Source organism: Cupriavidus sp. 8B, from assembly GCF_054589115.1.
This window is the reverse complement of record NZ_BAAILO010000381.1, coordinates 267,964-280,445: the sequence shown is the minus strand read 5'-3', so window position 1 is coordinate 280,445 and position 12,482 is coordinate 267,964. Positions and strand designations below refer to the sequence as shown.

The 12,482-nt window shown below is 63.2% G+C and carries 12 protein-coding genes, 4 tRNA genes and 2 pseudogenes; 12 read left to right on the top strand and 6 right to left on the bottom strand.

Annotation, left to right across the window (positions count from 1 at the left end; translation table 11 throughout):
• The first annotated feature begins 85 nt into the window (after positions 1-85).
• The 7 genes and pseudogenes from pgsA to ACYP5B_RS36830 all read left to right on the top strand — a co-directional run bounded on the left by pgsA (position 86) and on the right by ACYP5B_RS36830 (position 4,836).
• Positions 86-688, top strand: a complete 603-nt coding sequence (gene pgsA / locus ACYP5B_RS36860) for a CDP-diacylglycerol--glycerol-3-phosphate 3-phosphatidyltransferase (protein ID WP_459572886.1) — start codon at positions 86-88, stop codon at positions 686-688.
• A gap of 167 nt (positions 689-855) precedes the next feature.
• Positions 856-931 (top strand) — tRNA-Gly (locus tag ACYP5B_RS36855).
• Between the two features lie 70 nt (positions 932-1,001).
• Positions 1,002-1,077: transfer RNA gene (locus tag ACYP5B_RS36850), tRNA-Gly, on the top strand.
• Positions 1,078-1,181: 104 nt separating this feature from the next.
• A tRNA-Cys gene (locus ACYP5B_RS36845) sits at positions 1,182-1,255 on the top strand.
• Between the two features lie 409 nt (positions 1,256-1,664).
• Positions 1,665-2,048: pseudogene (locus ACYP5B_RS36840) on the top strand (MCP four helix bundle domain-containing protein); the annotation flags it as partial.
• A 172-nt stretch (positions 2,049-2,220) separates the two neighbouring features.
• The gene (locus ACYP5B_RS36835) at positions 2,221-3,210 is read left to right on the top strand and encodes a methyl-accepting chemotaxis protein (RefSeq protein WP_459572885.1); all 990 of its coding nucleotides are present in this window, start codon (positions 2,221-2,223) and stop codon (positions 3,208-3,210) included.
• 387 nt (positions 3,211-3,597) lie between these two features.
• Positions 3,598-4,836: a cation:proton antiporter domain-containing protein gene (locus ACYP5B_RS36830; RefSeq protein WP_318231386.1), complete on the top strand. Its 1,239-nt coding sequence runs from the start codon at positions 3,598-3,600 to the stop codon at positions 4,834-4,836.
• Between the two features lie 27 nt (positions 4,837-4,863).
• Here ACYP5B_RS36830 and ACYP5B_RS36825 read toward each other — a convergent pair whose 3' ends face one another.
• Positions 4,864-5,769 (bottom strand): LysR family transcriptional regulator, encoded by a 906-nt coding sequence (locus ACYP5B_RS36825; RefSeq protein WP_318231385.1) that lies wholly within the window; start codon positions 5,767-5,769, stop codon positions 4,864-4,866.
• Positions 5,770-5,893: 124 nt separating this feature from the next.
• Here ACYP5B_RS36825 and ACYP5B_RS36820 point away from each other — a divergent pair, with 124 nt between their 5' ends.
• A complete protein-coding gene (locus tag ACYP5B_RS36820) occupies positions 5,894-6,997 on the top strand; it encodes a YeiH family protein (protein ID WP_459572883.1) in 1,104 nt (367 codons plus the stop codon).
• Positions 6,998-7,026: 29 nt separating this feature from the next.
• Here ACYP5B_RS36820 and ACYP5B_RS36815 read toward each other — a convergent pair.
• Positions 7,027-7,113, bottom strand: a tRNA-Leu gene (locus ACYP5B_RS36815).
• 208 nt (positions 7,114-7,321) lie between these two features.
• Here ACYP5B_RS36815 and ACYP5B_RS36810 point away from each other — a divergent pair.
• From ACYP5B_RS36810 to ACYP5B_RS36800, 3 genes are all read left to right on the top strand, one after another.
• Complete coding sequence (locus tag ACYP5B_RS36810; RefSeq protein ID WP_459572882.1) at positions 7,322-7,657, top strand: hypothetical protein; 336 nt, start codon at positions 7,322-7,324, stop codon at positions 7,655-7,657.
• Positions 7,658-7,939: 282 nt separating this feature from the next.
• Complete coding sequence (locus ACYP5B_RS36805; protein ID WP_006158643.1) at positions 7,940-8,197, top strand: hypothetical protein; 258 nt, start codon at positions 7,940-7,942, stop codon at positions 8,195-8,197.
• Between the two features lie 196 nt (positions 8,198-8,393).
• Positions 8,394-8,801: a heme-binding protein gene (locus ACYP5B_RS36800; protein WP_006158644.1), complete on the top strand. Its 408-nt coding sequence runs from the start codon at positions 8,394-8,396 to the stop codon at positions 8,799-8,801.
• A gap of 239 nt (positions 8,802-9,040) precedes the next feature.
• Here ACYP5B_RS36800 and ACYP5B_RS36795 read toward each other — a convergent pair whose 3' ends face one another.
• From ACYP5B_RS36795 to ACYP5B_RS36780, 4 genes are all read right to left on the bottom strand, one after another.
• Positions 9,041-9,373 carry a hemin uptake protein HemP gene (locus tag ACYP5B_RS36795; RefSeq protein ID WP_318231382.1) on the bottom strand — a complete coding sequence of 111 codons (333 nt, stop codon included), beginning with the start codon at positions 9,371-9,373 and terminating at the stop codon, positions 9,041-9,043.
• Between the two features lie 215 nt (positions 9,374-9,588).
• A complete protein-coding gene (locus ACYP5B_RS36790; protein ID WP_267603766.1) occupies positions 9,589-10,002 on the bottom strand; it encodes an ExbD/TolR family protein in 414 nt (137 codons plus the stop codon).
• A gap of 30 nt (positions 10,003-10,032) precedes the next feature.
• A complete protein-coding gene (locus ACYP5B_RS36785) occupies positions 10,033-10,770 on the bottom strand; it encodes a MotA/TolQ/ExbB proton channel family protein (protein ID WP_267603765.1) in 738 nt (245 codons plus the stop codon).
• A 30-nt stretch (positions 10,771-10,800) separates the two neighbouring features.
• The gene (locus ACYP5B_RS36780; protein WP_459572881.1) at positions 10,801-11,457 is read right to left on the bottom strand and encodes an energy transducer TonB; all 657 of its coding nucleotides are present in this window, start codon (positions 11,455-11,457) and stop codon (positions 10,801-10,803) included.
• A 440-nt stretch (positions 11,458-11,897) separates the two neighbouring features.
• On the opposite strand from ACYP5B_RS36780, the pseudogene ACYP5B_RS36775 reads away from it, so the two are divergent.
• Positions 11,898-12,482: pseudogene (locus tag ACYP5B_RS36775) on the top strand (ATPase); the annotation flags it as partial.

Genomic DNA, 12,482 nt, shown 5'->3' with positions numbered 1-12,482 from the left:
CCATGTGGCAGGAAATGCTCGGCCATCGTTGAAATAGGCGACAATCTCGGCGTTGCCCATTGCTGTTGCCTCGTTCCGAGCCCCCATGCCGCTGAATATACCGATCCTGCTGACCTGGCTCCGTGTTGCCATGATTCCCCTCGTGGTGGGCGTGTTCTACCTGCCCGAAGCATGGCTGCCGATGCATGCTAAAAACATGACGGCAGCCGGTTTCTTCATCGTGGCCGCGGTCACGGACTGGCTGGATGGCTTCCTGGCCAGGCGCTGGAACCAGACGTCTTCCTTCGGCGCGTTCCTCGATCCGGTGGCCGACAAGCTGATGGTGGCGGCAGCGCTGCTGTCGCTGCTGGCGCTGGGCCGGGTGGCCGACCTGATCGCGCTGGTCATCATCGGCCGGGAGATCACCATCTCCGCGCTGCGCGAGTGGATGGCGCAGATCGGGGCATCGAAGAGCGTCGCGGTGAATTTCCTCGGCAAGCTCAAGACCACCTTCCAGATGATCGCGATCCCTTTGCTGCTCTTCAACGACAGCCTGCTCGGCATCGTCGATGCTTCCGTGCTCGGCGCGTGGCTGATCTATGTGGCAGCGGTGCTGACCCTGTGGTCGATGTTCTATTACATGAAGCTGGCGTGGCCGCAGATTCGCGAACGCAGTGGGCTGAGTAGCGAGGCCACCGCACAAAAGTGATGATCCGATGAAAAATATGCTTGACGACCACGCCGCTGATTTGCAATAATCCTGTTCTCGCTTCTGACGAAACAAACCGAACGAAGCGAAAAGCAGCAAGAACGTAGCGTGAAGTGAGCGGTATCGGCACAGAAACTGCGTTTTAAGTAAGAAGTTAGCAGGATCCTGCGGGAGTAGCTCAGTTGGTAGAGCGCAACCTTGCCAAGGTTGAGGTCGCGAGTTCGAGCCTCGTCTCCCGCTCCAGGTTTCGGTTAGATGTGGAAGCCCACGGTGTTTGTCGTGTGGTTCCAGATTGGCACGCAGAGTAGTCAATGCGGGAGTAGCTCAGTTGGTAGAGCGCAACCTTGCCAAGGTTGAGGTCGCGAGTTCGAGCCTCGTCTCCCGCTCCAATCCCAAAGGGAAGCACCGCTTCCCTTTTTGTTTGTGATGGTAATGCGCAAGCGCAGCCCGGCAGGGTCTGGCGAATGCGGTTACAATCCAGCAGCCGTCACCCGGCGGGGTGGCAGAGTGGTCATGCAGCGGCCTGCAAAGCCGTGTACGCCGGTTCGATTCCGACCCCCGCCTCCAAGATAGTCAAAGCACAGAGCGCTACCCTCACCGGTGGCGCTTTTTGCTTTCTGGCGATCCGATCACGGACGCCATCCGCTGCGGCGATTCCTTCCCTCTTCGAGTTTCCGCCTGATCAGGCATCTCGTTCCCTCTCATTGTCTCTTATCCTCTTCGATTTTTAGGATTACTCCTAAGATCATCGCTTATTTTCGTTTTATTTCACGATTCTGCTTCAGCTATTCCGGCGGCTGCCGTAAAGGCGGAGGTGAGAGTCGTTCAAAAGACGGCCCGCCGGATCCCGAGATTGTTGCAAGCGCGCTTCGAAAGCAGGTTGCCTGGCCCCGTTCCCGTTGCCCACGGGGAGGCATGTCATCGTCCACCTTTCCTGGAGAATCGGTGTCGCCCTCGCGCGCACTGATCATGTGCCATGAACATTACTCAACGCCTGTTGGCCACCTTGTCGCTGGCCTTGCTTGCCATGCTTGCCGTCGGAGTTGGCGGCCTCTGGCAGCTCCGCGAGTCGCAGGAGCGCTTTACCTACTTCAATGACAACACGCTCGCCAGCGTGCGCACGCTGAGCGACCTGCGCGATACCGTCAGCACCATGCGCGTGTCGCTCTACCGCTATGCCTTGTCGCCGGAGGCAAGCAGCCGCGCGCAAGCCGTGGCGGCTCTGGCCAAGGCGGACGAGGCCTTCGATAGCGCGGTCGCCAACTACGAGCGCAGCGATCTTTCCGACGAGACCGACCGCAAGCTGCTGGAGGTGGACCGCGCTGCGGTGAAGCAATATCGCGCGGAGCGGGAGCGCTTCCTGGAACGGTTCGCCGCCAGCGACGACGAAGGCGCGCGGGGCATGCTGACGGGGGGGCTCGCTCTTTGCCGCGACCAAGGCGCTGCGCACGGCCATCAACGAGCACGTGGCGTACAACGCGGGTCTGGGCGAGCAGGTGGTGACGAGCAACGGCAAGGCGTACGGACTGGCCTTGACGGTCTTCTCGGCGATCATTGCCTGCGCCTTCCTTGTCACCGGTGCGCTGGGCTATTCGCTCTACCGCCGCATCCACAACAGCCTGGCCGAGATCGAGCAGACCCTGCGCTATGTGAGCGCGTCGCTGGACCTCGATCGCCGCGCGTCGGTGCGCCACGAGGATGAGATCGGGCGCACGGCGGTTGCCTTCAACCAGTTGATCGAGCGCGTGGCGTCGGCACTGCGTGCAGTCCGCTTGGCGACCGATTCGGTGAGTACGGCCGCCCATCAGATTGCGGCGGGCAACGAGGACCTGTCCACGCGCACCGAGCAGCAGGCGGCATCGCTGGAGCAGTCTGCCGCCAGCATGGAGGAGTTGACCGCGACCGTGCGCCAGAATGCCGACAATGCGCGCCAGGCCAGCGGCCTGGCGGACAATGCCGCCGAGGTGGCGGAGTACGGCAGCACGGCCGTGCAGCAGATGGTGGAAACCATGGGTGCAATCAGCAGCAGCTCCACCCGCATCGCTGAAATCACCACGCTGATCGAAGGCATCGCCTTCCAGACCAATATCCTCGCGCTCAATGCGGCGGTCGAAGCCGCTCGCGCCGGCGAGCAGGGCCGTGGCTTTGCGGTCGTGGCCGGCGAGGTGCGCAGCCTGGACCAGCGCTCGTCCAGCGCGGCGAAGGAAATCAAGGACTTGATCGACACCTCGGTCGGCACGGTTCGCCAGGGTTCGGCACAGGCCGAGGATGCGGGCAGGACCATGAGCGAGATTCGCCAGGCAGTGCGGCGCGTGTCCGACATCATTGGGGAGATTGCCGCGGCCTCGCGCGAGCAGAGCACCGGGATCGAGCAGGTCAACCAGGCCGTCGGGCAGATGGACCGGGTCACGCAGCAGAACGCGGCGTTGGTGGAGCAGGCGGCAGCGGCCGCGCACTCGCTGGAGGAACAGTCCCACAAGTTGCGCGATACCGTGGCGACGTTCCATCTAGCTGGGCGATAGGACTGCAGGCGGCAGGGTGGCAGGGGGCGGCAGAGAGTTTCTGCGGTGATGGGGGGTACATCCTGCCCCGATTCCGCGCTTTGCCATTGTGGTGATCGTGTTACATTCCATGGTGTAGTCTTCACGGGGCGTTCAGGGGATATCCGACCTGAACAGCGTGCCATCGTCGTCCGCTTGGACCCATGCCACGCTTTTCGCCCCCGGGCTGCTGTAAAACCCCCGTTCCCGTTTTCCCTCAATCAGTGCGGTACCTCTCGGCCTGCGCCCGGCGTTCAACGCCGCCACGCAGCCCAGAGGGCGCTTTGTGGTCCCCGCCGTATTGCCGCTGGGGGCGGGCGGGGCATCCAGTCACCGCCGCCATGGCCAAGCACGAGGAACCCAGATCGCATGCATCACGCTACCCCGCTCATCAGCACCATCGTCGGCGGTCTCGTCCTGGCGTTTATATTGGGCGCGCTGGCCAACCGGCTAAAGCTTCCGCCTCTGATCGGTTACTTGTGCGCGGGCATCGTGGTCGGCCCGTATACGCCGGGCTACACCGCGGATCAGGCGCTGGCACCGGAGCTGGCGGAGCTTGGCGTGATTCTGCTGATGTTCGGGGTTGGCTTGCATTTCTCGCTCAAGGACCTGATGGCGGTGAAAACGATCGCCATTCCGGGTGCGGTGGTGCAGATTGGCATTGCCACTTTGCTCGGGATGGGCGCAGCTTGGGGCTTTGGCTGGGAATGGGGGTCAGGCCTGGTCTTCGGGCTGGCGCTTTCCGTGGCGAGTACCGTGGTGTTGCTCAAGGCTTTGCAGGAGCGCGAGCTGGTGGAGTCGCCGCAGGGCCGGATCGCGGTGGGCTGGCTGATCGTGGAGGACCTGGCCATGGTGCTGACGCTGGTGCTGCTGCCGGCGCTGGCCGGCCTGCTCACGCCGTCCGCAGACGCCACGGCTTCAGGCGCGGCCGCACCGGAGTCAGGTGACATCGTGTTCGCCGTGTTCGCTACCCTGGGCAAGGTGGCCGCCTTCGTCGCGGTGATGCTGGTAATCGGCCGTCGCTTTATTCCCTGGATGCTGGAGCGCATCGTCTGGACCGGGAGCCGCGAACTGTTCCGTCTGGCGGTGCTGGCAACGGCGCTTGGCGTGGCCTTTGGCGCGTACTCGCTGTTCGGCGTGTCGTTTGCGCTAGGTGCATTCTTTGCCGGCATGGTGCTGGCGGAATCGGAGTTCAGTCACCGCGCGGCAGAGGAGTCGCTGCCCCTGCGTGACGCGTTCGCGGTGCTGTTCTTTGTATCGGTCGGCATGCTGTTCAACCCCAAGGTGCTGATCAATGATCCTTGGGGCGTGCTGGCCACGCTGTTCATCATCGTGGTGGGCAAATCGCTCGCCGCGCTTTGCATCGTTCGGGTGTTCGGGCATTCCACCCGTACCGGCATGACCATTGCGGTCAGCCTGGCCCAGATCGGCGAGTTCTCCTTTATCCTCGCGGGCCTCGGCGTCTACCTGAAGATCCTCCCCGAGCGGGGCCACGCCCTGATCCTGGCCGGCGCGCTGCTGTCCATCGTGCTCAACCCGCTGCTGTTCCACCTGCTCGATCGCTATACCGCCAAGCAGGAAGGCGAAGCGGATCCCCAGCCCGCCTGATCGTGGGCTTGCCGCGGATTTTGCGGCTCACTGGCTGGTTGCCGCGGCATCGCGGCGGAGATACTCCGTAAAGGCCAGCAGGCCCTGCGTAGGGTATTTGTCTTGGTGGACCACGAGATGCAGCGGCCTCACCACGTCGGGCAGGCCGTCGCGCAGCGCCACCAGGGTGCCGTGCCGCAATTCGTCTTCCACCACCTGCAGCGACAGGCAGCTCACCCCGTAGCCGCTCATCACGGCGCGCTTGATCGCTTCGGAGTTGCCCAGCTCCAGCGCGAAGCGCAACTCGCCCAGCAGTGGTGCCAGCCGCTGCTCGATGATCTCGCGCGTGCCCGAGCCGGGTTCGCGCACGACCCAGTCGGCGTCGCGCAAGGCGGCCAGATTGCCAGGGTAGCTTGCGAGCGGGTGTGACGGGCTGACCACCACCACCATCACATCGTCCCGCCAGTGGGCGCTGCGCAGGTCGCGCTCGTGGCATGTGCCCTCGATCAACCCGATATCTGCCTCGAAATGCAGCAGCGCCTGCAGGACCTCGCGCGTATTGCCGATGCGCATGTCGAGCGCGCAGGGCCCGCTCTGCGCATGTCGAAAGCCCGCGAGCAGGCCCGGCAGGATATAGCTGCCGATGGTGTTGCTGGCGGCAATGCGCAGTTGTACCCCGGGTTGCACGGTGAAGCGCTCGAGTTCCTGTGCCTGGTCCAGCAGCGACAGCGCGCGCGGGAAAAACAGCCGGCCGGTCTCATTGATGCTCAGGCGGCGCGCGACCCGGTCAAATAGCGCGCCGCCCAGTGCGGCCTCCAGATCCGCCAGCGCGGCGCTGACCGCGGATTGCGACATGGCCAGCGCATCGGCCGCAGCCACGGTGCTGCCGTGCTGCGCCACCGCGACGAAAACGGAGAGCTGGCGAAGGGTCAGGCGAAGCGGGCGATGGTTCATATCTGCAAAACAGGTAACGTATAGCGATATTACCTGTTTTACAGATTTAGGCCAGCTAAGTACGCTTCGGACATACTCAATATGCGCCCCGAAGCCCTCCGGCGTTACGGGCAGGACCCCCGCCATGTCTTCCACTCCTTCGTCCGCAGTTGCCAATCTCGGCGTCGAACCCCCCTCGTGGCCGACCCGGATCCTGACGCTGGTGCCGCTGGGTTTCATCGCCTGGCTGGCCATGGTGTTCTCGGCACACCCGGCGGTCTCCCACCTCGGCATGAGCGCGCTGACGCTGGCCATGTTCGCCGGCATGGTGGCGGGCAACACGCTCCCGCAACGCTGGCTCACTCCGCTTGCGCCGGGCATGCAGCTGGCGCGCCAGCAACTGTTGCGCCTCGGCGTGGCGCTGTATGGCCTGCGCCTCACCTTCGGCGCTATCGCCGACCTGGGCCTGGCAGGCGTGCTGGTGCCGCTGGCCATGCTGGTGTCGACCATGCTGCTGGGGATCTGGATCGGTTCTTCGCTGCTGGGGCTGAGCCGCCGGGAAGCCATCCTCGTCAGCGCGGGCAGCGCGGTATGTGGCGCCGCTGCAGCCATCGCGGTGGCTTCGGTGGTGCGCACCGACGACCGCCAGACGGCCGTGGCCGTGGCTACGGTGGTGCTGTTCGGCACGGCCGGCATGCTGCTGTATCCCTATCTGTTCGAGCTGGCCACGCAGCACTGGCACCTGGCCATCAGCGAGCGCACGTTTGGCATCTACACCGGCGCCACGCTGCACGAAGTGGCACAGGTCATCGCATCGGGCAAGATGGTCAGCGATGCCACCGCGGATGCCGCCGTGGTGACCAAGATGGTGCGCGTGCTGGCGCTGGGCCCCCTGTTGCTGGTGCTGGCGCTGTTGCCGAAGGCCGGCATCGGGCTCGAGGAAGAGGGCAAAGGCGCGAAGGCGGCAGGCGGGCGTCCTTGGGGCGCTATCCTGAAGGCGATTCCGTGGTTCGCGGTGGGGTTTGTGGCGGTGATGGCCGTGCATTCCGCGGGCCTCGTGCCCCAGGACTGGAAGCCTGCCCTGCTTGACTTCGATAACTGGCTGCTTGCCTGCGCGATGCTGGCAATTGGCTTGCACACCCGCATTGGCACCTTGCTGCGCGCCGGGCGCAAGCCCCTGGTTCTGGCCGGTCTGTTGTTTGTGTTCCTGGTGTGCGGTGGCGCGCTGTTGTGCGCGGCGGTGGCCTGAGCACGCGAAGCCGAGGGAAGGGTGGATGCTGGTGCGGCCGACGGGGGTCGAACCCGTAAGCCCGTAAAGGCGGCAGATTTTAAGTCTGCTGAGTCTACCAATTTCTCCACGGCCGCACGGCAAGCCCGATATTGTGGTCGGTTGGGCGCGGTGATGCAAGCTCCGCGCGGGATTTGCGCCGCAGGCAGCCAAGTGGGCGGGGGCAGCGTGTTTATGTGTCGATTGTTACTCCTGGTAACAATGTAACGTTCTCGGTTTCACCTGCTTTTTTTCAAGAACCTACAATACCTTGTATCGAATAACGCATTGCAAGAGGCAAGGATCATGAAACGTTGGTGGCTCGCAGGACTCGCTTTGCTTGGGGCGCTGGCATCCAGTGCGGCAATGGCCCATGTGAGCGTTGGCGTGGCGATTGGCGTGCCTGGCGTTGTTGTCGGCGGCCCGGCGTACTATCCGCCCCCAGCCTATATTGCCGCGCCGCCCGTGATCATGGCGCCTGCTCCTGTCTACTATGGTCCGCCTCCGGTCTATTACGGTCCGGGCCCGGGCTACTACGGCCCGGGCTACTATGGCCCGCGTTACTACGGCCGCGGCTACTACGAGCGGGGCTACTATGGCCGGGGCCACTATGGCCCGGGACATGGACGCCACTGGCGATAAGCATGAACGACCTGCCTCGCGCAGGCTGGTGAAAAGGGCCCTGCGGGGCCCTTTCGTTTTTCAGGCATAGCCCTGGGAGACAAACTGTAGGCGGCAGTCGGGACAAGGTTCCATAGTTATCAGCAGGTTCAAAAAATTTGAAGAGACAGGTCAAACCGGCGCTCATATCGTTATTAGGGTTTCCCCCTATACTGCTGCTGTGACGCCGTGATGACAAGATTCCGCAATGCTTCATCATCCAGCGCCCCTCCAGCACGACCTAATTCCCAAGAGGATCCGCCCATGAAGATCAAAAACAGCCTGGTGGCGATCGCAGCCCTGACCGCCCTCTCCGCACTCTCCGCCTCCGCCTTTGCAGCCGGTATTGCCAAGGCAGACCCTTACACCGATGGCGCCAAGATCGGCAAGGTCGATCCCTACACCGATGGCGCCAAGCTTGGCAAGGTTGACCCGTACACCGACGGCGCACGCAAGGTTGATCCGTTCACCGACGGCGCCAAGGTTGGCGATCGCCGCGACCAGTTCAGCGACGGAGCCTGAGTTTGCCGGACACAAGCCCGCAGCCCTGAGGGCTTCGGCAGTCCGCATTCAGCAACGCCGTGAATCATCAAAAGACCCGCGTCGAGCGGGTCTTTTGCTTTTTGCGGGCAGGTGCCAGGACGGTGGTGGCATGGTCATGCCAAGGGCCGTGGCGCTATACTTCCGGCTCACTGAAATGATCTTCGAGGAGAGTGGTATGCAGCAAAAAACCGTGCTGACGGCAGATGATGTGAAGAAGGTACTGGCCGCAGCCGAGCTGGAAGCCAAGAATCACCAATGGGCGGTTTCGATTGCCATCGTTGACGATGGTGGTCACCTGCTGGCACTGCAACGCCTGGATGGCGCCGCACCGATCTCGAGCTATATCGCCACCGAGAAGGCACGTACGTCGTCGTTGGGCCGTCGCGAGTCCAAGGTCTACGAAGACATGATCAACAACGGCCGTCACTCGTTCATGACCGCGCCGGTGTTGCAAGGCATGCTGGAGGGTGGTGTGCCTATCGTGGTCAATGACCAGGTAGTGGGTGCGGTTGGCGTGTCGGGCGTGAAGTCGACCGAAGACGCACAGATCGCGCGCGCGGGCATTGCCGCCCTGGGCGTCTGATACTCGTCTGCAAGCAGAGGCGGGCGTAGTGCCGACAGTGAGCGCGGCTCACTGTCCAGGCACCTCCTGCTTATTGCGGAACAAATTGCTGTTGCTCCCTGATGCTGAAGCCTGTCGAGGGGCATTAGCGCCGGGCTGCCGGTTCCGGTAGCCCTTCCTGCATCCATAGAAATCCATACAGCGTTACATGGTCTCCCGCGGCATGGCTTGCGCTGGCGCGGGCTTACGCCTGTGCGCGGTTACTTCGTCAGGATCAGCTTGCCATAGCGCGTGATGCGCAGCGTGTAGACCTCGCCGTTATGCAGGATCGGCAGCAGGTTGGTGCCGCGCATCAACGAATCCAGGGGCACTGCATCGCCGGCGGGCGCTGCGGGAAGGCTATCGCGCACCAGAGCTTCGATCCGGGCGGGCAGGGCAGCTACGGCAGATTTCATCGATTCGATAGCCGCGCTGGCGGGGTTTTCGCGCCGCGCCTGCGCAGCCTTGTTGGAATTGACTTCCACGCGGCGCAGGGAAAGGCGGCGGCGGGTGACTTCATGCGGTTGCGACAGCGGCAGGGTCAGGGTGCTCATGGGTGGGCTCCGGTCCGGTGGTCTGTGGCGGCAACGCGGGACTGCGTGCTGTCACGACCGGGTTCAAGTTGGTCCAATCTTAAATGAGAATTGTTATCATTACAATAGGGATTTTTAATCGGGCTAGCGGGCCGACGCAAACAAAAAGGGCACTCCATGGAGTGCCCTTTTTGTCGATGTTCGCTGCCGGCCCAAAGGGTGCGGCGCGACTAACGCTAGTGCTTGGGTTCCGTAATGAAACCGATCTTGCCCAATCCGCCGTGCTGCGCGGCTGCCATGACTTCTGCCACACGCTCATAACGCACGTCGCGATCGGCCCGCAGGTGCAGTTCGGGTTGCGGCTGCTGCTGCGCGGCCTGCGCGATGTTGGCCTCGAGCGTGGGCTCATCGATCTCGGCCTGGTTCCAGAAGACCTTGCCGCTGGCGTCGATCGACAGGTTGATATTCTGCGGCTTGGGATCGTTGGGCGTGTTGGTGGCACGCGGAAGGTCGATCTTGACCGCGTGGTTGATCACGGGGATGGTGATGATGAAGATGATCAGCAGCACCAGCATGACGTCGACCAGCGGCGTCATGTTGATTTCGCTCATTACTTCGTTTTCGTCCGAGTCGAGGGTGCCGAATGCCATGATGACTTCCTTTTTGCCTTGCTTGCGGCCTTACTGATTCTTGACTGCGAGGCGCACATTGTTGTCATCAGCGGCGCGCGCACCGGCGCTGGTCGGGCGTACGCGGGCGCCGGTGACGAAGTAGGCGTGCAGGTCGTGGGCGAAGCGATTGAGCTTCGAGATCACGCCCTTGTTGCCGCGGGTCAGTGCGTTATAGCCGAGCACGGCGGGGATCGCAACGGCCAGGCCGAAAGCGGTCATGATCAGTGCCTCGCCCACCGGGCCTGCCACCTTGTCGATGGTTGGCACGCCGGAGGCGCCAATGTTGATCAGCGCGTGATAGATGCCCCACACGGTGCCGAACAGGCCAACGAACGGCGCCGTGGAACCGACGGAAGCCAGCACGGCCAGGCCCGATTGCATGCGTGCAACGGCCTCGTCGATGGCGCTCTTGAGCGAGCGGGTGATCCAGTCAGAGATGTCCATCACGTCGTGCAGTTGCGGCTGGCTGGCGCGATGGTGCTGCGCGGCTTCCTTGCCGGTCATGGCGAGCGTGCGGAACGGGTTGGCTTCGCTGCTGCCGAGGGTTTCGAGGGCGTGGTCGAAATCGTCGGAGTGCCAGAACTGCTTTTCAGCGCCATTCGCCATCTTCTTGAGCCGGAAGAGATCCCACGCCTTCGTGAGAATCACGATCCACGAAGCCAGCGACATGATGAGCAGAATGATGGCGGTGGTGCGCATGACGAAATCGCCTTGCGTCCAGAGGTGAGAAAGTCCGAGGTCCTGCATGTTGGGTTCCTGGTAAGGTCGGTATTGAAATCAGTTGAGTTCGAACCCGATCGGCTGCTGGGCGGTAACCGCCACGGCACGACCGTTGTCCAGATAGGGCTTGCAGCGCATGCGTTGCACCGCGTCCACGGCAGCCTGGTCCAGCCTGGAGGACCCGCTAGAGGTCACGACCGCGGTCTTGACCACCTTGCCGGTCTCGTCTGTAGTCAGACGCACCACGGCCTTGCCAGTTTCACCCATGCGGCGCGATTGCGACGGATAGGCAGGTTGCGGCGGGCTGCACTGGATCTCGCCGATGCCAACCGCGCGTGGCGCTGCCGACACAGCGGCGGGCGGCTCGGGGGCGGGCGCAGGCGGCGCCGGTGGTGCAGGCGGCGCGGGCGGCGCTTCCACGGCATTGGGCGAAGGCGGCAGCGATGCCACCGGCGTCGGCGTGGGGCGCGGTTGCGGCGTGGCAGGCTTGGGTGTGGTCACCTTCACCTGCTTGGGCGGGGCTTCCGGCTTTGGCTTGGGCGTCTCGACGGCGGGCTTTTGAGGCGGCTCGAGCGGGATGATGCGGGCGACGATTTCAGGCGAGATCACGGCCTCCGTGATCTTGCGCCCCAGCCCGCTCTGGATCAGGTAAAGCAGGCCGACGTGGAACAGCAGGACGGCGAGCGTGATCTTGAAAAAACGTTGATCGAACATGAGAAAACAGCAGATGTCGGCGAATTGGCGCGGCGCCGGCTTTATTAGCGATAGGGCCTATTTGCGATAGAACAGGATCAGCGAGATGCCACAACCGACCAGCAAGCTAAGCAGCAATTCCATGATAAACGCTCCTTCAACAGTGATGCCGGTGGGAGCGCCGCTCTCGAGGCAGCGTGTCAGGTGCCCAGTATAAACGATAATGATTCTTATTTGGTGGAATTTTGTGCAATGCATTGAATCGCTGCCGCGCAGCCGTCTTTATACGCCGATTTGGCGATGTCTTCCCGCGGCTGCGACAAAATGCGCGCTCTCGCACGGCACAGGGTTGCCGGCAATGCCCGATCTGCCACAAAGCGCGCTAGCATAGGAAAAAGACGAGCCATTCGAGCATTTCGCCGCGCCGGCCACGGCGCTCCCCCGTGCGAGAGGACCAGGCCATGGACTTCACCCGTTTCGCCGAAGACGACCGCTCGACCCTCCTGCGTGCCGCTACCGGCGCGCCATGCACCTCCGCGCTTGACTGGATGTGCGCCCAGTTCGCCCTGCGGGTCGTGTGCTCGCTCGGGCCAAGATTCAACCTGCGCAGCAATATCAACGACATCCTGACGGTCAGCGCCCAGGAGATGGTGTGGCCGTACGGCGTGGTGCTGCGCGTCCAGCGCTTCCTTGCCGCGCGCTGCGCCGATATGCCGGCCTGGAAGGGCGCCGCGCGCCTCACGCCCGAAGAATTCCTGGAGCGGCACGGGCAATGGAACAGCGCGTTCGATGAGAGCGCGCTGTTCTACTACCTGGATGAGTACGTCAAGCATCACGCCAAGGATATGTTTGCCGTGTTCGACGCGTCGGCGGCTGCGCTGGCAGCGCGTCTCGACGGCGAGCGCGTGCTGCTGGTACGCAATATCGACATGCTCAGCCATGTGCTGGACTTGCCCGAGCATGAGCGCAAGCTGTTGCTGTACGCGGCGCTCGCCAAATACAAGCGCGACCTGCGCGCGGTGATGGTGGATTGCAAGGTGGCGCAC

What these genes read in the sequence shown, in the direction of transcription:
- pgsA (WP_459572886.1), top strand. Translation starts at nt 86, where the DNA reads ATGCCGCTGAATATACCGATCCTGCTGACCTGGCTCCGTGTTGCCATG.
- ACYP5B_RS36830 (WP_318231386.1), top strand. Translation starts at nt 3,598, where the DNA reads ATGCATCACGCTACCCCGCTCATCAGCACCATCGTCGGCGGTCTCGTC.
- ACYP5B_RS36825 (WP_318231385.1), bottom strand. Translation starts at nt 5,769, where the DNA reads ATGAACCATCGCCCGCTTCGCCTGACCCTTCGCCAGCTCTCCGTTTTC.
- ACYP5B_RS36820 (WP_459572883.1), top strand. Translation starts at nt 5,894, where the DNA reads ATGTCTTCCACTCCTTCGTCCGCAGTTGCCAATCTCGGCGTCGAACCC.
- ACYP5B_RS36810 (WP_459572882.1), top strand. Translation starts at nt 7,322, where the DNA reads ATGAAACGTTGGTGGCTCGCAGGACTCGCTTTGCTTGGGGCGCTGGCA.
- ACYP5B_RS36805 (WP_006158643.1), top strand. Translation starts at nt 7,940, where the DNA reads ATGAAGATCAAAAACAGCCTGGTGGCGATCGCAGCCCTGACCGCCCTC.
- ACYP5B_RS36800 (WP_006158644.1), top strand. Translation starts at nt 8,394, where the DNA reads ATGCAGCAAAAAACCGTGCTGACGGCAGATGATGTGAAGAAGGTACTG.
- ACYP5B_RS36795 (WP_318231382.1), bottom strand. Translation starts at nt 9,373, where the DNA reads ATGAGCACCCTGACCCTGCCGCTGTCGCAACCGCATGAAGTCACCCGC.
- ACYP5B_RS36790 (WP_267603766.1), bottom strand. Translation starts at nt 10,002, where the DNA reads ATGGCATTCGGCACCCTCGACTCGGACGAAAACGAAGTAATGAGCGAA.
- ACYP5B_RS36785 (WP_267603765.1), bottom strand. Translation starts at nt 10,770, where the DNA reads ATGCAGGACCTCGGACTTTCTCACCTCTGGACGCAAGGCGATTTCGTC.
- ACYP5B_RS36780 (WP_459572881.1), bottom strand. Translation starts at nt 11,457, where the DNA reads ATGTTCGATCAACGTTTTTTCAAGATCACGCTCGCCGTCCTGCTGTTC.